Annotated in this window: 15 protein-coding genes; 6 read left to right on the forward strand and 9 right to left on the reverse strand. The window is 72.6% G+C overall.

Going from position 1 to position 18,938, the window contains the following annotated elements; translation table 11 throughout:
• Positions 1-56 precede the first annotated feature (56 nt).
• The 5 genes from ACFVTC_RS05050 to ACFVTC_RS05070 form a co-directional block, all read right to left on the reverse strand.
• Positions 57-1,580: a phytoene desaturase family protein gene (locus tag ACFVTC_RS05050; protein ID WP_390124036.1), complete on the reverse strand. Its 1,524-nt coding sequence runs from the start codon at positions 1,578-1,580 to the stop codon at positions 57-59.
• Between the two features lie 53 nt (positions 1,581-1,633).
• Positions 1,634-2,248 carry a DUF4126 domain-containing protein gene (locus ACFVTC_RS05055; RefSeq protein WP_390124038.1) on the reverse strand — a complete coding sequence of 205 codons (615 nt, stop codon included), beginning with the start codon at positions 2,246-2,248 and terminating at the stop codon, positions 1,634-1,636.
• A 428-nt stretch (positions 2,249-2,676) separates the two neighbouring features.
• Positions 2,677-3,303: a helix-turn-helix domain-containing protein gene (locus tag ACFVTC_RS05060; protein ID WP_329526161.1), complete on the reverse strand. Its 627-nt coding sequence runs from the start codon at positions 3,301-3,303 to the stop codon at positions 2,677-2,679.
• Positions 3,304-3,314: 11 nt separating this feature from the next.
• On the reverse strand, positions 3,315-5,399 hold the full coding sequence (locus ACFVTC_RS05065) for a YhgE/Pip family protein (RefSeq protein ID WP_390124040.1): 2,085 nt from the start codon (positions 5,397-5,399) through the stop codon (positions 3,315-3,317).
• Entirely contained in the window at positions 5,371-6,279 is a 909-nt protein-coding gene (locus ACFVTC_RS05070; RefSeq protein ID WP_390124042.1) for an ATP-binding cassette domain-containing protein, read from the reverse strand. Before ACFVTC_RS05070 ends, ACFVTC_RS05065 begins: the two co-directional genes overlap by 29 nt.
• Positions 6,280-6,445: 166 nt before the next feature.
• On the opposite strand from ACFVTC_RS05070, the gene ACFVTC_RS05075 reads away from it, so the two are divergent.
• From ACFVTC_RS05075 to ACFVTC_RS05085, 3 genes are all read left to right on the forward strand, one after another.
• Positions 6,446-6,985: an SAV_6107 family HEPN domain-containing protein gene (locus tag ACFVTC_RS05075; protein ID WP_390124045.1), complete on the forward strand. Its 540-nt coding sequence runs from the start codon at positions 6,446-6,448 to the stop codon at positions 6,983-6,985.
• A gap of 192 nt (positions 6,986-7,177) precedes the next feature.
• Positions 7,178-7,948, forward strand: coding sequence for a methyltransferase (locus tag ACFVTC_RS05080; RefSeq protein WP_390124047.1), 771 nt, complete (start codon positions 7,178-7,180; stop codon positions 7,946-7,948).
• A 275-nt stretch (positions 7,949-8,223) separates the two neighbouring features.
• Positions 8,224-8,619: a DUF3040 domain-containing protein gene (locus tag ACFVTC_RS05085; protein ID WP_390124050.1), complete on the forward strand. Its 396-nt coding sequence runs from the start codon at positions 8,224-8,226 to the stop codon at positions 8,617-8,619.
• A gap of 413 nt (positions 8,620-9,032) precedes the next feature.
• Here ACFVTC_RS05085 and ACFVTC_RS05090 read toward each other — a convergent pair whose 3' ends face one another.
• The 4 genes from ACFVTC_RS05090 to ACFVTC_RS05105 all read right to left on the reverse strand — a co-directional run bounded on the left by ACFVTC_RS05090 (position 9,033) and on the right by ACFVTC_RS05105 (position 14,657).
• Entirely contained in the window at positions 9,033-11,423 is a 2,391-nt protein-coding gene (locus ACFVTC_RS05090) for a DUF3488 and DUF4129 domain-containing transglutaminase family protein (protein WP_390124053.1), read from the reverse strand.
• A complete protein-coding gene (locus tag ACFVTC_RS05095) occupies positions 11,420-12,787 on the reverse strand; it encodes a DUF58 domain-containing protein (RefSeq protein ID WP_390124056.1) in 1,368 nt (455 codons plus the stop codon). Before ACFVTC_RS05095 ends, ACFVTC_RS05090 begins: the two co-directional genes overlap by 4 nt.
• On the reverse strand, positions 12,787-13,830 hold the full coding sequence (locus ACFVTC_RS05100) for an AAA family ATPase (protein WP_390124058.1): 1,044 nt from the start codon (positions 13,828-13,830) through the stop codon (positions 12,787-12,789). Before ACFVTC_RS05100 ends, ACFVTC_RS05095 begins: the two co-directional genes overlap by 1 nt.
• Positions 13,831-14,093: 263 nt before the next feature.
• Positions 14,094-14,657, reverse strand: coding sequence for a beta-class carbonic anhydrase (locus ACFVTC_RS05105; RefSeq protein WP_390124060.1), 564 nt, complete (start codon positions 14,655-14,657; stop codon positions 14,094-14,096).
• A gap of 433 nt (positions 14,658-15,090) precedes the next feature.
• Between ACFVTC_RS05105 and rsmH the strand changes: the two genes are divergently transcribed.
• The 3 genes from rsmH to ACFVTC_RS05120 all read left to right on the forward strand — a co-directional run bounded on the left by rsmH (position 15,091) and on the right by ACFVTC_RS05120 (position 18,800).
• Positions 15,091-16,047, forward strand: coding sequence for a 16S rRNA (cytosine(1402)-N(4))-methyltransferase RsmH (gene rsmH, locus ACFVTC_RS05110; RefSeq protein WP_390124062.1), 957 nt, complete (start codon positions 15,091-15,093; stop codon positions 16,045-16,047).
• Positions 16,048-16,167: 120 nt separating this feature from the next.
• Positions 16,168-16,842 (forward strand): septum formation initiator family protein, encoded by a 675-nt coding sequence (locus ACFVTC_RS05115; RefSeq protein ID WP_390124064.1) that lies wholly within the window; start codon positions 16,168-16,170, stop codon positions 16,840-16,842.
• A gap of 5 nt (positions 16,843-16,847) precedes the next feature.
• Positions 16,848-18,800 (forward strand): peptidoglycan D,D-transpeptidase FtsI family protein, encoded by a 1,953-nt coding sequence (locus ACFVTC_RS05120; RefSeq protein WP_390124065.1) that lies wholly within the window; start codon positions 16,848-16,850, stop codon positions 18,798-18,800.
• The last annotated feature ends 138 nt before the right edge of the window (positions 18,801-18,938 follow it).

Below are 18,938 nucleotides of genomic sequence, written 5' to 3' on the forward strand. Positions count from 1 at the left end.
AGCCTGGTGGTGGCCGTACGGGCCGCCTCCAGGGTGCTCCCGGGGTACCCACGGGCTCACTGCGAGCCGCGGAAGCCCGGTCCCTCCACGATCAGCCCGGACACCAGGGCGCCCGACATCCCCGCGTGCGGAAGGCCGCCGCCCGGATGCGTCCAGCCGCCGACCGTGTACAGCCCCGGCATGAGGGTGCCGTTCGACGGGTGCAGCAGCCGGCCCGCCGCCGCCGCGAGCGCCGGTGCGGGCACCGCGCCGCCCTCCGCACCCGTCGCCTCCGCGATGTCGGCCGGGGTGCGTACCTCGTGCCACAGCAGGCGCTCACGCACGTCCGGCACTGCGCGCCGGGTGGCGTCGAGCACCCGCTCCACGTCCGCCTCCGACACCCGCAGGCCCGAGGGCACCGTGACCGTCACGGTGACCGCTTCGTGCTCGGCGTCGGGCGCCAGACCGGGGTCGTCCGGGCGCGAGACCGTCACCGTGGGCGCGGCGGGGAATCCGGGACGCTCGCCGAAGAGCCGCTCCAGCTCCTCCCCACGGTCGGGCGTGTGCACCACCGTCCGGTGCGCCACCCCCGCCGGGCGCCCGCCGCGCAGCGCCAGCAGCACGGTCAGCCGGCTCGGCGCGCCCCGCTGCGGCGGGACCTCGTCACCGCCGCGCAGCGTCGTCCCGGCGACGAGACGGTCCAGGACCTCGGGCGCGACACCGGCGACCACGAGGTCGGCGTCCTCGACGGGCGCCGCCGCGGAGCCGAGGGCGAGGGAGGGGTCCGCGGCGAGCTCGACGCCCACCGCCCGTCCGTCCTTCTCCACGATCCGCCCGACCGGCGTCCCGAAGCGGAACTCCACCCTGCGGGCCAGGCACCGCTCGTACACCGCACGCGCCAGCTCCCGCATGCCTCCGCGCACGTACCAGGTGCCGAAGGCGTGCTCCATGTACGGAAGCACCGCCGCGCTCGCCGGTGCGACGCGCGGGTCGAGCCCGTACGCGAGGGCGTGGCTCTCCAGGAGGGCGGCGAGGCGCGGCTCGCGCAGCTCCCACGCGCCGACCTCGGCGAGCGTGCCGGCCCGGCGGGTGCGCAGCATCCTTCGGTGGGACACCGCCGGGTAGGGATCGCGGTCGGCGAGCACCTGCCAGTTCGGCCACAGCGGCTCCTCCAAGAGCGGCCGCCGCGTCCGGTCCCAGGCCTCCCGGGCCCGGACCAGGAAGTCGCCCCACCGCTCGCCCGCGCCCGCCCCGAGGGCCTGGTCGAGTGCGGTGACGACACCCGCGCGGGAGGCGTTGGGCAGGGAGACCTCCGTGCCGTCGGCGAAGACATGGCGTGCGGACGGGTCGACCTGGACCAGGTCGACACACGCCTCCAGCGGCTCCTTGCCCGTCTTGACGAACAGATCGCGCGGGACGGCGGGCACCCGCAGCAGGCCGGGGCCCGTGTCGAACGTGAAGCCGTCGCGCTCGAAGCGGCCCAGCGCTCCGCCGTACGTCGACGCGCGCTCGTACACCACCACCCGATGGCCCGCGACGGCCAGCCGGGCGGCGGCCGCCATCGCGCCCATTCCGGCGCCGATCACCGCGATCCGTCCCATGCCCGTGACCTTATCGGCCACCACTGACAGGCCGGGCCAGGGGCCTGTGGCGGTCAGCCGGGTGGTGGCCCGACCTGTGCGGCGAGCCGTCTCTCCTCCCGGCGCTGGGCCCTGCGGCGCAGGAACCGCCGGATCCGGGAGACCAGGAAGAAGAGCGTCAGCAGGCCCGCGAGCAGCAGCACGGCCGCGATGACCGCGGCGGCCACGGGGTGGAACATCGCGAACGTCAGGATCCCGGCGACCCCGAGGTCCTCGGCGATGCTCATGCCGACGTTGCTGAACGGCTCGGGTGAGGTGTTGATCGCCATCCGGGTCCCGGCCTTGACCGCGTGGCTCGCCAGCGCGGTCGAACCGCCGATCGCGCCGGCGGCCAGATCCGGGAGCGAACCGCTGTGCCCGGCGAGCAGCGCGCCGACCACCGCCCCCGCCACCGGCCGGATGACGGTGTGCACCGAGTCCCACACCGTGTCCACGTACGGGATCTTGTCGGCGACCGCCTCGCACAGGAAGAGGACGGCCGCGGCGATGAGGACGTCGGGGCGCTGCAGGGACTGGGGGACGTCGTCGCTCAGGCCGGTCGCGCCGAAGACGCCGAGCAGGAGCACCACCGCGTACGCGTTGATGCCGCTGGCCCAGCCGCTGGTGAAGACCAGGGGGAGTACGGACACGGCAGCGATCGTAACCAGTTGACGACGGTCCGTCCTGGGCATGAGCGCCCAGGACCAGGTATCCGTACCCAGTGACGGAGATGAGTACCCGGACGGATGGGGTCCGGCCCGTGTGGACGGGAGAGTGGAGGCACGGAAGGGGGCGCGGCTCCGGTACCGCCGGCACGGGGCGGCGGAACGGTTCTCGCGCCCTTGGCCGCTCCTTCCGCCGGCCCGGTCGGCGGGAGCGAGGCACGGGGGACCCGGGGGACGGCCGGACGGGGCCCGACGGGGGAAGCAGGGAACGGGGAACACGGGGGAACGCGGGGGAACGCGGGGAAGCAGGGCGAAGCGCCGGTTCGGGGTGGCCCGCGGGGGACGCGGCCACTTCGGACCGGCGCTTTCGCGTGGCGCCGGTCCGCCGCGGTCAGGGGCGGACCGGCGGCGGCCTAGCGGCTGCCGCTCACACGCCCCTGGAGCAGCCGTGAGAGCGCCGCGTGGACGTCGTCCAGGGAACGCTCGGGCTGGAAGGCCTGCCAGTCCAGGGCGGCCACCAGGACCATGCCGACCAGGGCGGCCGCGGTCAGCGGGATGTCGATCTCGTCGCTGAGCTCACCGCCCGCCACCCCCTCGCGCAGCACGTCCTCGACGACCGCGACCGCCTCCCGTCTGACCACCATGAGCGTGGACTGCCAGGCCCGGTTGGTGCGCCACAGCTCGGCCACGTACAGCTGGGTGAAGGCCGGGTACCGGTCCATGAAGACGAGCCCGGCCCGGATCATCGCGTCCAGGGCGTCGACTCTCGTCCCGCCCTCGCGCTCGGTGCGTTCCGCGGCCTCGCGCAGGGAGGCGGTGAGGAGCCCCACGCCGTGCCGCAGCAGCTCTTCGAAGAGGACGGCCTTGCTGGCGAAGTTGTAGTAGACGGTGCCTTTGGCGACCCCGGCCCGCTCCGCGATCTCGTCCACGGTGGTGGCGGAGAAACCCTGTTCCGCGATGAGGGTGACGGCCGCTTCGTAGAGCTTCTGCCGGGTGGCCTCGCGGCGACCGCCGCCTGCCGTGGTGTTGCTGCTTTCCATGGCCCTGATTGTCACAGGCTCAGCTCCGGGTGAAGGCGGTCCAGGGTCCACACCTGCCTGCCGCGTGCCGACAGCGCGGTGAGCGCGAGGGCGCCCGCGGTGAACGCCGTGAGGACGGCGCACGCCTGCCAGACGGGTCCGAGACCGCCGCCGGTGATGAGCCTGCGGAGTGCCTCGACGACATAGCTCATCGGCAGGAAGGGGTGGATCGCGTTGAAGAAGCGCGGACTCGTCTGGACGGGGTACGTGCCGCCCGCCGACGTCAGCTGGAGCATCAGGAGGGCGAGCACGAGGATCCGGCCGGCCGCTCCGAAGCGCGCGTTCAGCCATTGGACGACGGCCGCGAAGCACGCCGTCACCAGGAACAGGAAGCCGACCGTCCCGGCCGCCCGTACCATCTCCAGGCCGATCGCCCAGTGCAGCACGGACATCAGGGCCGCCGTCTGCAGCACCCCGAGGGCGGCCACCGGCAGCCAGCCCGCGAGCGCGATGCGCCAGGCCGGGGCGCCGACCGCGAGCGCGCGCCGGCTGAGCGGCGGGATCAGCATGTAGGCGACCATCGCGCCCACCCACAGCGACAACGGGATGAAGTACGGGGCGAAACCTGTGCCGTAGTTGGGTGCCTTGTGGAGGTCCCTGGAGGCGAGCTGGACCGGGTCGGCCATGACGTGGGTGCGCCGGTCGCGGTCCTGCCGGTCGTAGTCGGGGATCCGGCCGGCGCCGTCGCGCAGGCCGCCGGCCAGCTTCCCGGAGCCGCCGACGAGCTGGTAGATGCCCCCGTCGAGGTCGCTCGCACCCGTCGTCAGCCGCCCTACACCCGTGTCGAGGTCCGCCGCGCCGGTCCTGGCCGTGCCGAGCCCGGTGTGCAGTTTCTCGGCGCCCGTGGCCACCTTCGCGGCGCCCGCGTCCAGTTCATCGATCTTGGAGACGGCGTCGTCGAGGTCCTCGGAGAGGTGCGGCGAGCGGTTCGCGAGCGCACGGGCCTGCTTCTGGAGCGTGCCCAGGTTCCGGTCGAGCGTGTCGAGGTCGCCGCCCTGGTCGTCGATGAGCGTGTTGAGGTCGTCGGCGACCGCGGCCACGTCCGCGGCGGCCTGCCTGGCCTTCTTGAGATCGGGGCACGCGGGGTCGGGGACCGGCAGGGTCTCGCAGCGTGCCTTGTAGACGGTGTCCAGCACGGTGGAGGCCGTGTGCGCGCCCTTGGCGGCGGCCGGCGCCGCGTCCACCAGGGTGCGCAGGTTGTGGCGGACCGCCGAGGCGGAGTCGGCGACGAGACGGGCCGTGTCGCCGATCGACTTCTCGTTGGCCTTCAGGAAGGGGCCCACCTTGTCCGCGACGCCGTCGACCCTGGTGGCCAGTGTCCGGGTGCCGTCCGCGACCTGCCGTGAACCGTCCTCCAGGTCACCCGCGCCCCGGTCGAGCTTCGCGAGGCCCGTGGAGAGCTTCCCGCTGCCCTTCTGGGCCTCCTTCAGACCGTCCGCGAGGTCCTTGGAGCCCTTCTTGGCCTTGCCGATCCCTCCCTTGAGCCGGTCGGCCCCCTTGGCCGCCTTCTCGGTCTCCCCGTGGATGTCCGAGAACGAGATGAAGATCTTGTCGAGGAACGATCTCGACGCCTTGGTGGAGGCCGCGGTGCGCACCTCGCTGAAGACCGTGCGCGAGATCTGCCCGACGATGTAGTTGTTCGCGTCGTTCGTACGCACCTGGAGCGCGCCGGTCTCCGGCGCGTCCCCTGAACTGGACGCGACCCTGCTGCTGAAGTCGGACGGCATGGTCAGCGACAGGTAGTACGTGCCGTTCTCGACGCCCTCGCGGGCCTCGGCGGCACTCACCTCGTGCCACTCGAAGGTGTCGCTGTCGCGCAGCCCCTTGGTGATGTCGTCGCCGGCCCTGATCCTGGTGCCCCCGGCCGTCGCCCCCCGGTCGTCGTTCACGAGCGCGACGGGGATGCGGTCGAGGCGGCCGTACGGGTCCCAGAACGACCACAGGTAGAGGGCGCCGTAGAGCAGGGGCAGCAGGAGAAGCGCGGCGAGTGCGGCACGCGGGAGCCTGCCCCGGCCGAACCGCCTGAGCTCAAGAGCGGCCAGTTTCGGCGAGCGCATCGGCGGTCTCCTTCTCGTGGGTCGGGTGGGCGTCGGCCTTCGGGCGGAGGTCGCGGGCCGCGTGGGGCTCCGTGGTGCCGTCGGGTTCGCCGGCCGGGCGGGGACGGCCGGTCGCGTCGGGTTCGCCGGCCGGGCGGGGATCGCCGGTCGCGTCGGGTTCGTCGCCTGTTCCGGTGGGCTTCCCGGTGCGTCCGGTGGACACGGTGACCGCCCCTTCGGGGGCCTTGCTGCACACCGCGACGACGGTGGTTCCGGAGGCGGCGATCGACGTCAACAGGGCCCACACCTCGGTCCGTTCGTCGTCCGACAACTTGAGGTCGGTGTCGTCGACGCCGAGCAGCCCCGGGCGGCCGACGAGGGCCAGCGCGACGGACAGGCGCAGGCTTTCGAGCCGCTCCAGATCGCGTACGGCGGTCCGGGGCCCCTTGGGCAGCGCCTCCCGGTCCAGCCCCGCGGCGGTCAGCGCGTCGTCGATCCGCCGTTCCGTCTCGGCTCTGCGCTCGGCCCTCGGGCGCCACAGCCCCCGCAGTGATCCCCCGAACCGCCTTTGCAGCAGCGCCCGTTCGAGAAGGTGTTCCCCGACGGTCAGGGCCGGGTCCAGGTCGGTGACGCCCGGGACGTGGGCGAGCGCGCTCACGCGCCGCACCGCGCCCATGTGCTTCGGCAGGGCCGATCCCCCCACGAGGGCACTTCCCTCGGTGGGCCGCATCCGGCCGGTCAGGGCGAGCAGCAGGCATGTCCGGCCTGATCCGGACGGGCCTTCGACCGCGATCAGCGAACCGGGCTCCGCGCTCACCCCCACTCCGCGGAACGCCCAGCCGCGGGGTCCCTCCAGCCCGAAGTCCGTGGCCGTGACACCGAGTCCGCGCGGACCGTCCACAGCGCCCCCATCCCCTGAGCAATATTTAAACTGACTGGTCAGTGCAAAAACTAACGCGAACCTTCGATCGAAGCAAAGGCGCAGGTCAGAACGGATTGTCAGTGGCATACCTCACGATGGGCACATACGGCCACAGTGCCGTCACACAGACGACAGGAGGTTCGTCATGGCCACCTCTTCCGCAGCAGCCGCCCACCGGCGCCGCGCCGCCGGCCCTGCCCCCTCACCGACCGGCCCCGCCAGCGACGTGCACCCCGTGCTCCGCCGGGCCACGGCCCCGCCCGCCGCCCTCGACCTGCTGGCCCAGGCCCGCGCCGGTCTGGAGGAGGCGGCGGTCCTGGAAACGCCCAACGAGCGCTACGCGACGGCCCACTTGGCCGCCCTGCGCACCGCCGCCGCCGTCCTCGCCGCGCGGGGACGACCCGAACCCACCCCCCGACGCCGGGCCCGCATCCGCAGCGCCTGGGAGGTGCTCCCCGAGATAGCGCCCGAACTGACCGAGTGGAGCGCCCTGTTCGCTTCCGGAGCCGACCGCCGCGCCCGGGCCGAGGCGGGCATCCAGGGCGCGGCGGGCAACCGCGACGCCGACGACCTCATACGTGACGTGGCGATGTTCCTGCGCATCGTCGAGCGGATGCTCGTGCTGCAACCCGTCCTGCCCCAGCCACGGCGGGACGGGGGCCGGGAGGTCGCGGACGCCGGCTGATCGCCACGTGATCCGGTGCGTGATCCACCCAGTGCTTCAACGGGTGAATCACCACGTGATCCGGCGTGTGAGACGGAGGATCGGCTACGGCGGCGGAGGCAATAGGGTGGAGACGCCTGATGCCTCCCGCCGGGAGGCCCCCCGATCGCTCCGCCCTACCCGAGGCGGTGCCGCGCCGAGGAGTCAACTTCCGTGTCGGACCCGATGCGCCCCCGCGCTTCTCTCCGTACCGCCGTGGTCTGGGAGGTCCTCAAGGACGCCCTCGACCGCCGGGTCAAGGCGACCGGGCGGGAGTCCCTGGACGTTCTCGACACCGGGGGCGGCAGCGGCAACTTCGCGGTGCCCGTGGCCCGTCTCGGCCACCGTGTCACCGTGGTCGACCCCAGCCCGAACGCGCTGTTCGCGCTGGAGCGCCGGGCCGCCGAGGCCGGTGTCGCCGACCGCGTCAAGGGCGTGCAGGGCGATGCCCATGGTCTCTTCGACGTCGTCGGGCGGGGCGGCTACGACGCGGTGCTGTGCCACGGGGTCCTCGAGTACGTGGACAACCCGGCCGAGGGCGTGCGCAACGTGGTGGACGCGCTGCGCCCCGAGGGCGTCCTCAGCCTGCTCGCCGCCGGCCTGGGCGGAGCGGTGATCGCCCGCGCCCTCGCCGGACACTTCAAGGAGGCCAGGCACGCCCTCGCCGACCCGGACGGACGCTGGGGCGAGGGTGATCCCGTACCCCACCGCTTCACCGCCGAGCAGCTCACCGCGCTCGTCGAGGGCGCCGGCCTGCGCGTCGGCGCGGTGCACGGCGTACGGGTCTTCGCGGACCTGGTCCCCGGAGTTCTCGTGGACACCGAACCGGGAGCCCTCCAAGCCCTCCTGAAGCTGGAGGCGGCGGCCGCGGAACTCGCCTCGTTCCACTCCGTGGCCACGCAGCTTCATGTGCTCGGTGAGACGCAGGGGGCGGTCGGGGGCTGAGTCGTCCGCCGTGGTGCGCCCCTGATCAGGGGCTGGGCGGCAGATGGAGTACGCCACAGGCCACCCGATCGAGCCCTCGGCGCCGTATGATCGAGGGAGACCGTCCGGCATGACGGGCCGGTCGCTGGGGAATGCACGCCTCAGTGGATCGGGGTGCCATGGCGGGTTCCGGTTGGCGAATTGGCGCAGAGGGGCGGGTTTCACGGGGGCGATTCCCTGCCTATCCTGAAGGGGACCCCCGGTCGCCCCGGCGACTGCACGATGAGGAGGACACCGTGCCGCTCTCGGAGCACGAGCAGCGAATGCTCGAGCAGATGGAGCGAGCGCTGTACGCCGAAGATCCCAAGTTCGCGACAGCGCTTGAGGGAAGCGGGCTGCGTACGTACACCCGGCGACGGGTCTACCAGGCGGTCGCGGGCTTTCTGGTGGGTATCGCGCTCCTCATGGCCGGAATGGTCGCAGTACAGATCTGGCTGAGCGTGGTGGGTTTTCTTGTCATGCTGGGCTGTGCGGTGCTTGCCGTCACCGGTTGGCGCAAGGCTCCCAAGCCGGGAGAACAACCGGCGACGCCCGGCGCACCCGCCGCGCGTCGCCAGTCCAGACAGCGCCGCTCCATGATGGACCGCATCGAACAACGCTGGCAGCGACGCCGCGACGAGCAGGGCCAGTAGCAGGAGCAGCGGCGGCCACCGTGGCAGCGACGGGCCGGCCGCGGCCGTAAGCATCGTGAGGGGGTGTCCACCCGGTCCGGGTGGACACCCCCTCACGCGATGCCACCAGCACCCGCCTTCGGCCGAGTCCACCCACGCAGTCCACCCACGCAGTCCGACCGGGCCCAGTGCGGCCGGGCCCAGTGCGGCCGGGGCCGGACCGACCGGGGCACGGATGGACGGACCGGGGCGCCGGGACCGACCGGAGCACCGTCCGACGGGTGGCGCGGCTCGACCGGTGGCGCGGGTCGCCCCGGCGTGCTGTCCGGGCGCTGCCCGTCTCGTGGTGGGCCCGGCTCGCGAAACCCGTGTGGCCCGCACCCCCCGGCCGGGAGGTGCGGGCCACACGTGGTGTCCCGGCGTGGTGACCGACGTCAGCCGTTCTGCTCCGAGGGGCGTCGCAGCAGAGTCTCCTTACGGGCCGCCATCCGAGCCGTCACGGTCGCCCGGCGGGCCGACGCGGCCCAGGCCACTCTGATGGCTGAGCGGGGTGCGAATAGCGCCCGCAACCGGGCGATCCGGCTCGCCGGAGTGCGCAGGGCATCCGCGACCCGGCGGGCGTCCTCGGCGAGCCCCGCGGTCTGCCGGGGACGCGGAGCGTAGAGAACCTGCTCCAGCGCCGCCGCGACCCGGTGCACCGCCTCCGCGGCCTCGCCGTCGAGAGGCCCGAGCCGCACGATCCGCGCCGCCGCGTTGCGCGGCGTCAGGGACTCGTCCGGGACGATGCCGTAGTCCCACGCCGTGTCGGTCACCTCCAGCCAGGCCGCCAGCGTGTACGCCGCCGCGTCCTGCTCACCACGGCCGTGCGCACCGAGCCGCAGGGACCGCACCCGCGACCGCCACAGCATCGGCAGCAACGGCAACACCAGCACCAGGAGCGCCAACAGGGTCAGCCCCAGGATCTGGAACCACGGTGTGCCGTCGTCCTTGGAGCCCACCGCGGCCGCCGCGGACTCGCTCGCGCACGCCTCCCGCCTCTCCTGCCGGGTCGAGCAATTGTTGCCGGCCGACGGTGCGGTGGACGGCCCCGCGGACGTCGAGGTCGTCGGCTTCGGCAGTGCCGGCGTGTCCAGGCCGGGGGTTGCCGTCTGGGTGTAGTCCGGCACCGAACCCCGGTTGGGGGTCGGCTCGAAGCGGGTCCAGCCCACCCCCTCGAAGTACAGCTCGGGCCAGGCGTGCGCGTCCCGCAGCCCCACCGACATCGAACCGTCGGCCTGCGGGCTGCCGGGTGTGAAACCCACCGCGACCCTGGCCGGTATCCCCAGCGTGCGGGCCATCGAGGCCATCGCGAACGAGAAGTGGACGCAGAAACCCTGCTTGTCCCTCAGGAAGCGCGCGATCGCGGCCGAGCCACTGCCGACCTGTACCTGGGTGTCGTAGGTGAATCCGCCGTTCACCGCGAAGTAGTCCTGGAGCTTGACCGCCTGCTCGTAGTGGTTCGCCGAGCCCGCGGTGACGTCGCGCGCGGTGCGGGCCACCACCGCGGGCAGCGACTCTGGCACCTTGGTGAACTCGCGCTTCAGGGCCGTCGGCGGCTCCGGCGCGTCCGCGAGCTGTGCCGCGGTCGGCTGGACGACCAGGCTGGTGACGTCGTACTGCACACCACGCGTGTTCTGGCCGTGGTCGCCGACGAGCGTGCGGCCCACCGGTTCGTAGCGCCAACTGCCCTTGATGCTCACCCTGCTCGCGGGGTACGGCATCGGAAGCCAGTCCTGCGCGTACCAGTCGGCCGCCACGATGCGGGTGCGGATCTCGCTGCGGTGGACGTCCGACCCGAGGCCGACCGGTGTCGGGAACGTGTCGGGCACGTCCTGGATGTGCCGCTGGGCCGGTTTCCACGCCGTGCCGTCGAAGTCGTCCAGGGACACGATCCGCAGATACATGTCCTGGGTGTCTTCGGTGTTCGTGCGGTAGGACATGACCTGCCGGTCCTCGTCCACGTTCAGGCTGTCGCGGAGGGAGACCAGCGGGTTCACCGCGGAGATCGTGCCGCCGCCGCCCGAGCCAGGACCGACGCCCGCACCGGCGGCGTCCAGCAGACCGCCGTCGAGCGCGGGCAGGCCGAGCGGCACCACCAGCGCGACACCCAGCGCGACCGCGCCGATGCGCCGACCCGTGCGGACCGGTGCGGTCGCGCCCGACGAGACGTCCGGCCCCTGGGAGCGGGCCGCGCCGCCGAAGACACGCCCCCACTGCGAGAGCCGGTCACGGCCCTCCGCCAGAAGCAGCATCAGATAGCCCCCGGCCGCGAGCAGGAACCACAGCCAGGTGGCCCCGCCGCCCGAAAGCCCCGCGGCGACCGAGTACAGCGCGAGCAGCGGCAGTCCCGCGGGGGCCGCGCTGCGGAACGTCACCGCGAGCGCGTCCACCGCGAGCCCGATCACCAGGACACCGCCGACCAGCATCAGCCGGATGCCGTCGGACAGCGGTGCGGGTATCGCGTACCGCCCGACGTCGTCCGTGCCCGTCTGGAGGAGGTCGCCGAGGTGCTGGAACGCCTCCGGCCCGGGAACGAACCCGAGGAGTGCCTGCTGCCGGGCGAAGACCAGGGTCAGCAGCATCAGCGTCACCAGCGCCTGCGCCGCCACGGTCAGCGGCCGGGCCAGCGGCGCCCGCCGGGTCAGCGCGCCCACCCCGGTCTGCAGCGCCAGCAGGAACACCGCCTGGAACAGCCAGGTCACCGGATCGACCAGCGGCAGCAGGGCGCACGCCGCCATCAGCGTGGCCGCCGCCGAGCACAGTGTCAGTCGCGCCCGCCCGCTCATCGGAGTCCACCCCCTCCCGTACTTGCCGTACTCCCCGTGGACGCGGCGTCCGTGCGCTGCCGGTCCGCCAGCCGCCACAGGCCCGCGAGGTCCGCGCCGCGCGGCACCGTCACGGCGGTCCAGCCCGCCTCGCGCAGCATGCGCAGTCGATCCTCGCTCCTGTCCAACGGGCCGGGGACGTCGGTGGGTTCCCGGACCCATGCCTCGCTGTCCAGCAGGAAGGCGACGGCTCCACCGCTGCGCTGCCGCATCTTGGCGAGCACCGTCGCCTGCTCCTCGTCCAGGTCGCCGAGGAAGGCGATCAGCAGCCCCTCGTTGCCGCTGCGCAGCACGTCGTAGGCGCGGGACAGACCGGTGCCGTCCGAGTGGTCGATGACGGCGAGTGTGTCCATCATCAGCCCGGCGGCGTCCGCCGACTGCTGGTTCGCGCCCGCGAACCCGTCCGAGCCCTCACCGGGGACCGAACTGCCGTCGTCCGTCAGCAGCCTGACCGAGAAGCCCCGCTCCAGCATGTGCACCAGCGACGACGCCGTGCCCGAAACCGCCCACTCGAAGGCCGAGTCGGGGCCCGCACCCCGGTAGGCGATGCCCCGGGTGTCGAGCAGCACCGTGCAGCGGGAGCGCTGCGGCTGTTCCTCGCGACGGACCATCAGTTCGCCGTAGCGCGCGGTCAGACGCCAGTGCACCCGGCGCAGGTCGTCGCCGTAGCGGTAGCCGCGCGGGATGATGTCGTCCTCGCCGGCCAGGGCCAGTGAGCGCTGCCGTCCCTCGCCGTACCCCTTGGCCTCGCCGGTCAGCCGCACCGGCGGCAGCGGCTCCACGCGCGGGATGACGGTCAGGGTGTCGTACGTGGAGAAGGAGCGCGTCAGCTCGCACATGCCGAAGGGGTCCGTCAGCCGCAGTTGCAGCGGTCCCAGCGGATAGCGGCCACGCAGGTCGGAGCGCACCCGGTAGGACACCTCGCGGCGGCCGCCCGCCTCCACCCGGTCCAGGACGAATCGGGGGCGCGGCCCGAGGACGTACGGCACCCGGTCCTGGAGCATCAGCAGTCCGGTGGGCAGCCGGGAGACGTTGTCCATCCGCAGATGGACCCGGGCCTCGGAGCCGGCGGGTACGCGCCCGGGGGAGAGCCTGCGGCTGCCCGCGACGCGGTACCGGGTGCGGTACAGCACGGTCGCGCAGACCAGGGGAAGCGCGGCGAGCAGCAGGCCGACCCGGAGCAGATCGCTCTGCCCCAGGACGTACGCGCAGATCACGGCGGCGATTCCGGCGGCCAGGAAGGAGCGTCCGCGTGTGGTGAGACCGGCGAGCGCGGTACGCAGTCCGCCCTTCTCGTCCTCGGCGTCGCCCGGCCCCCCGGACATCACAGCCTCCGGGGCGGCTGCTGGCCGAACGCGGGCGCGCCGCGGCCCATGGTGAAGCCCGAGCCGGCCTGCTGCTGGGGTGCTGCCGGAACGGGGGTGCGCTGCAGGATCTCCTGGACGACCTGCTCGGCCGTACGACGGTTCAGCTGCGCCTGGGCGGTGGGGAGCAGACGGTGCGCCAGGACCGCCACGGCGAGTGCCTGGATGTCGTCCGGCAGCGCGTACTCCCGGCCGCTGAGGGCGGCGGACGCCTTCGCCGCGCGCAGCAGGTGCAGCGTGGCACGCGGCGAGGCGCCGAGTCTCAGATCGGGGTGGACGCGTGTGGCGGCGACCAGGTCGACCGCGTACCGCCGGACGCTGTCCGCGACGTGGACCGTGCGGACGGCGTCGATCAGCTTCACGATCTCGTGCGCGTGCGCCACGGGCTGGAGGTCGTCCAGCGGGTTCACGCCGCCGTGGATGTCCAGCATCTGCAGTTCGGCCTCCGCGCTGGGGTAGCCGATGGAGACACGGGCCATGAAACGGTCGCGCTGGGCCTCCGGCAGCGGGTAGGTGCCCTCCATCTCGACGGGGTTCTGCGTCGCGACCACCATGAAGGGGCTGGGCAATTCGTAGGTCGTCCCGTCGATGGTGACCTGGCGCTCCTCCATCGACTCCAGGAGCGCGGACTGCGTCTTGGGCGAGGCGCGGTTGATCTCGTCGCCGATCACGATCTGCGCGAAGATCGCGCCCGGCTTGAACTCGAAGTCCCGGCGCTGCTGGTCCCAGATGGACACACCGGTGATGTCCGAGGGCAGCAGGTCGGGTGTGAACTGGATACGCCGCACCGAACAGTCGATGGACCGGGCCAGCGCCTTGGCGAGCATGGTCTTGCCGACGCCCGGGACATCCTCGATCAGAAGATGCCCCTCGGCGAGCAGCACGGTCAGCGAAAGCCGTACGACCTCTGGCTTGCCCTCGATCACTCCTTCCACCGAACTGCGGACTCGCTCCACAGTGGCGGTCAGATCCGTGAGGCTCGCTCGATCGTCATAGGTCGTCACCCGGCCCTCCTCGGCCCTTTCTCGGGCCGACGCCCTGTGCGGACCGGCCCACCCCGAAAAACGGACACCACGCGCGAAGTTCCGCGTGACGCCACACCCGCATTCTTGTTGCCGTTACCGGTTCGTGTCACTCGCCTGTGGATAACTGGCCGCGATATGTCGGGTCTTACGGGCTTTTGGGCGCCGGAAGGTCGGGGTTGTTTCGTGAAGCGAGGGTCCCACGAAGGCCCCCTGCGGTTGTACGAGGGGGCCGGTGGGAGCGTTCAGGCGGGATCGATCTCGCGCAGCAGACCCGTCGTCACGTCGAAGACGAAGCCGCGCACGTCATCCGTGTGGAGCAGGAACGGGGAGGTGCGCACCCGTTGCATCGACTGCCGTACGTCCTGTTCGACGTCCCGGAAGGCCTCGACCGCCCAGGCGGGACGCTGGCCGACCTCCATCTCCAGGTCGTGCCGGAACTCCTCGGTGAGGGACTCCAGGCCGCAGCCGGTGTGGTGGATGAGCACGACGCTACGGGTGCCGAGCGCCCGCTGGCTGATCGTGAGGGAACGGATCACGTCGTCGGTGACCACGCCGCCCGCGTTGCGGATGGTGTGGCAGTCGCCGAGCTCCAGGCCGAGCGCCGCGTGCAGGTCGAGCCGGGCATCCATGCAGGCCACCACGGCCACGTGCAGCACGGGCCGGGCGTCCATCCCAGGGTCGGTGAACGCGGCGGCGTACAGCCGGTTCGCGTCGACGAGACGATCGGTCACGGTGCCGTCGTGGGCGGCGCCGCGGACCGATATGGCGTCTTCGGGCTCTGTGGGTACGGATGCAGAAGTCGTCATGGGTACGACGTTACTGGTCACGTATGAAGTAGTCCTGCTGTGAGGGTGGACAAAGAACGTCATCGTCTCTTGTTGTGAGGTAACCCACATGGGCTCCCGGTATCGTCTGTATGGGTGATCTTTGCCGATTCATGGCGTCGCCCGGGGCTTGATCGAGGAGCGGTCCGCGACGCGCAGGCCGGTTGATTGACCGCGAGACGGCGTGGACTAAAGTGGCGCGAAGCGGGAGTCGAGACTCCCTGCTGGACTGTTTTCCCCCGGAGACCCGGCGATTTTCCGGCGTCTTCCCCGCGTGCGCGGCGCGTACGTACGGCTCGGCCTCCTCCCGCTCCCGGTCGGCTGACGCCACTCACCCGGCGGCAGCGGGCCTCCCCTTCCCGAGCGGGCGGGGACCCGGCGGTGCGTGCGACCGTGCCGGATCTGAGAGGGCCCCTTGAGCCAGAGTCGACACGTCCCGGTGATGCTCCAGCGGTGCCTGGACATGCTGGCCCCGGCCCTCGCCGAGCCGGGAGCCGTCGTCGTCGACTGCACGCTCGGACTCGGCGGCCACAGCGAGGCGCTGCTCGCCCGCTTCCCCGAGGCCCGTCTGGTCGCCCTGGACCGTGACAAGGAAGCGCTGCGCCTCTCCGCGGAGCGGCTCGCGCCCTTCGGCGAGCGCGCCACCCTCGTGCACGCGGTCTACGACGAACTGCCGGACGTGCTCGCCCGCCTGGACGTCCCGCGTGTCCAGGGCGTCCTGTTCGACCTCGGCGTCTCCTCCATGCAACTCGACGAGGCCGACCGCGGGTTCGCGTACGCCCAGGACGCCCCGCTCGACATGCGCATGGACCAGACGACCGGGATCAGCGCGGCCGAGGTGCTCAACACCTACGCGCCGGGCGAACTGGTGCGGATCCTGCGCGCATACGGCGAGGAGAAGCAGGCCAAGCGGATCGTCTCCGCCGTGGTGCGCGAACGCGAGAAGGAGCCGTTCACCAACAGCGCGCGGCTCGTCGAGCTGATCCGCGACTCCCTGCCGCAGGCCGCCAAGCGCACCGGGGGCAACCCGGCCAAGCGGACCTTCCAGGCACTGCGCATCGAGGTCAACGGCGAACTGAGCGTCCTGGAGAGGGCGATCCCCGCCGCCGTGAAGGCGCTCGCCGTCGGCGGCCGGATCGCCGTGCTGTCGTACCACTCGCTGGAGGACCGGCTGGTCAAGCAGGTCTTCGCGGCGGGCGCGGCCACCACGGCGCCGCCCGGCCTGCCCGTGGTGCCCGAGCGCTACCAGCCCCGGCTCAAGCTGCTCACCCGTGGTGCCGAACTTCCCACCGAGGAAGAGGTCGCCGAGAACCGGCGAGCGGCTCCCGCGCGGCTGCGCGGGGCACAGCGCATCCGTGAGGACGCCGAGTGAGGCGCCGGGAGGGGGAGAGCGAGTGAGAGGGAAACCCGAACGCACGACGCGGCCCACGGCCGACGACGCACCCCCGCGACGCGACCGCGGGTCGGGAAGGCGAACCCGCCGGGAGGGCCTGTGAGCCGGAAACCCGAACTCAAGGGCCGGGCCGCCCGGCTCGCCCGGCTTCTCCCCGCCGGCGCGGCCCACGCCGCCCGCACCCCCTTCGTCCTGCTCGTCGTGCTCCTGCTCGGCGGCGGGCTGATCGGCCTGCTCGTGCTGAACTCCGCGCTGAGCGAGGGTTCCTTCCACCTCGACGACCTCCAGAAGGGCACCAAGACCCTCACCGACGAGGAGCAGGCGCTGCAGCGGGACGTGGACGCCTACTCGGCGCCCGACGCCCTCCAGCGCCGCGCCCGTGAGCTGGGCATGGTCCCGGGCGGCGACCCCGCCTTCCTCAACCCGGACGGCACCGTCAAGGGCGTCCCCGAAGCGGCCGCCCGGGATTCCTCCCTGCGGAACCAGGCGACGCGCCCGCCCGAGGTCCTCGCCTCCTCGCCGGCCGCGAGCCAGAGCCCGCGCGCCGGCACCCCGGCCACCGGCACCGCCACCCCGGCCACCGGCACCCCCGCCGCCACGCCCCTCGCCCCCGCCACCGGCATCCCGGCCGCCACCACCCCGGCCGCCATCCCCCGGGCCACCGGTACCCCCAGCACCCCCGTCACCTCCCGCGCACGTTCCCTCGTTTCCGTCACCGCCCCCACCCCCACGCTCACCCCGTCCACGCAGCGTTCCTCGACCCCCGGCAGGTGACGGAAGTGTCCGACAGGGAACCACCGCGTCGCCGTGTGCCCGGCCCCGCCCGGCCCGCACGCCCCGGCGGCCAGCGCCGCCCGGGCCCCGGCGCCCGCCCCGCACGCCGCCCCGGCACACCCAGGCCCGGCGGCTCGCGCCCCCTGCGGCTCGGCAGTCCCCGGCCCCGGCTGCGCATGGTCAGCCTCGCCCTGACGCTGGTGATGGCCGCCTTCGTCGTCCGGCTGCTCCAGGTGCAGGCCGTGGACGCGAGCGCGTACGCGGCCAAGGCCGAACAGAACCGCTACGTCGGCCGCACGCTCGCCGCCACCCGCGGCGGGATCACGGACCGCAACGGCGTCGAACTCGCCACGAGCGTGGACGCGTACGACATCACGGCCGACCCCACGATGTTCACCCGGGCGGCGACGAAGGTGTCGGACGCGCCCGAGCAGGCCGCGGCGCTGCTCGGGCCGATCCTCGATCAGAGCACGGACACCGTCGCGAGGAAGCTGCGGACGAGGAACACCCGCTACACGCTGCTCGCCCACCGCCGGACCCCGCAGGTCTGGAAGCAGATCAAGGACCTGAAGACCACGCTCGCGGCGAAGGCGGAGACCGACAAGAGCGCGGTCAACTTCCTCGCCGGCGTCCTCGCGGTCCCGGCGAGCAAGCGCGTGTATCCGAACGGGGATCTCGCCGCCGGGATACTGGGCTGGGTCAACGCCGACGGCAAGGGCGGCGGCGGTGTCGAGCAGCAGCTGAACAAGGAGCTCTCCGGCAAGGACGGCAAGCTCCGCTACGCCCAGTCGGGCGGCCGTCAGGTGCCGACCGTGGGCTCCACCGAGACGCCCGCCGTGGCCGGCTCCGACGTCGAACTGACCATCGACCGCGACATCCAGTGGGCCGCGCAGAACGCCATCTCCGAGCAGGTGAAGAAGTCCAAGGCGGACCGCGGGTACGTGATCGTGCAGGACACCCGCACCGGCGAGGTGCTGGCGATGGCCGACTCGCCCGGCTTCGACCCGAACGACCTCTCCCAGGCCAGTGCGGCGGCCCTGGGCAACACGGCCCTCCAGGACGCGTACGAGCCGGGCTCCACCGCCAAGGTCATGTCGATGGCCGCCGTGCTGGAGGAGAACGTCGCCACACCCGGGACGCACGTGGTCGTGCCGAACCGGCTGCACCGCGGCGACCGGCTCTTCCAGGACGACGTCGACCACGCGACCTGGAACCTGACGCTCAACGGCGTGCTCGCCAAGTCCAGCAACATCGGCACCATCCTGGCCGCCGGCCAGCTCGGCAAGACGCAGAAGGAGGCCAACAAGGTCCTCTACTCGTATCTGCGCAAGTTCGGCATCGGCGGCTACACCGGGCTCGACTTCCCCGGCGAGACGAGGGGCATCCTCGCGCCCGCGGACAAGTGGTCGACGTCGCAGCAGTACACGATTCCTTTCGGCCAGGGTGTCTCCATCAACGCGATGCAGGCGGCGTCCGTCTACTCGACGATCGCCAACGGCGGTGTGCGCGTGGAACCGACGCTGGTGCGCGGCACGAAGGGGCCCGACGGCCGCTTCGCCCCCGTCGTCCAGCCGAAGAAGACCAGGGTCGTGAGCGCGAAGACGGCGAAGACCCTCGCCCAGATGCTGGAGTCCGTCGTGGACGACGAGGAGGGCACCGGCGCCAAGGCGCGCATCCCCGGCTACCGGGTCGCGGGCAAGACGGGTACGGCCAACCGCGTGGATCCGGCCACCGGCAAGTACCACGGATACACCTCGTCGTTCGCCGGATTCGCCCCCGCCGACAAGCCCAGGATCACCGTCTACTGCGCGATCCAGAACGCCACCAGGGGCAGCTACTTCGGCGGCCAGATCTGCGGCCCCATCTACAAGCAGGTCATGGAGTTCGCGCTGAAGACCCTCCAGATCCCGCCCACCGGGGCCGGGGCCGCCAACCTCCCCGTCTCCTTCACCCCGTGAGCCGCCCCGCCCCGAGCCCGCCCCCGACCGCACGCCCTGATCAGCCCGTACGTACAACGGACCAGGAACCACCTCGTGACAACGATCACCCCGGATCCCCGCAACCAGGGCCCCGCGCGCCCCTCGCTTCGCTCCGGC

Origin of the sequence: Streptomyces sp. NPDC057950 (assembly GCF_042887295.1) — a bacterium.
GTDB classification, from domain to species: domain Bacteria; phylum Actinomycetota; class Actinomycetes; order Streptomycetales; family Streptomycetaceae; genus Streptomyces; species Streptomyces kaempferi.

Bases quoted from the DNA above. Each gene is read 5' to 3' on its own strand.
- ACFVTC_RS05050 (WP_390124036.1), bottom strand. From the start codon at position 1,580: ATGGGACGGATCGCGGTGATCGGCGCCGGAATGGGCGCGATGGCGGCC.
- ACFVTC_RS05060 (WP_329526161.1), bottom strand. From the start codon at position 3,303: ATGGAAAGCAGCAACACCACGGCAGGCGGCGGTCGCCGCGAGGCCACC.
- ACFVTC_RS05065 (WP_390124040.1), bottom strand. From the start codon at position 5,399: ATGCGCTCGCCGAAACTGGCCGCTCTTGAGCTCAGGCGGTTCGGCCGG.
- ACFVTC_RS05075 (WP_390124045.1), top strand. From the start codon at position 6,446: ATGGCCACCTCTTCCGCAGCAGCCGCCCACCGGCGCCGCGCCGCCGGC.
- ACFVTC_RS05090 (WP_390124053.1), bottom strand. From the start codon at position 11,423: ATGAGCGGGCGGGCGCGACTGACACTGTGCTCGGCGGCGGCCACGCTG.
- ACFVTC_RS05095 (WP_390124056.1), bottom strand. From the start codon at position 12,787: ATGTCCGGGGGGCCGGGCGACGCCGAGGACGAGAAGGGCGGACTGCGT.
- ACFVTC_RS05105 (WP_390124060.1), bottom strand. From the start codon at position 14,657: ATGACGACTTCTGCATCCGTACCCACAGAGCCCGAAGACGCCATATCG.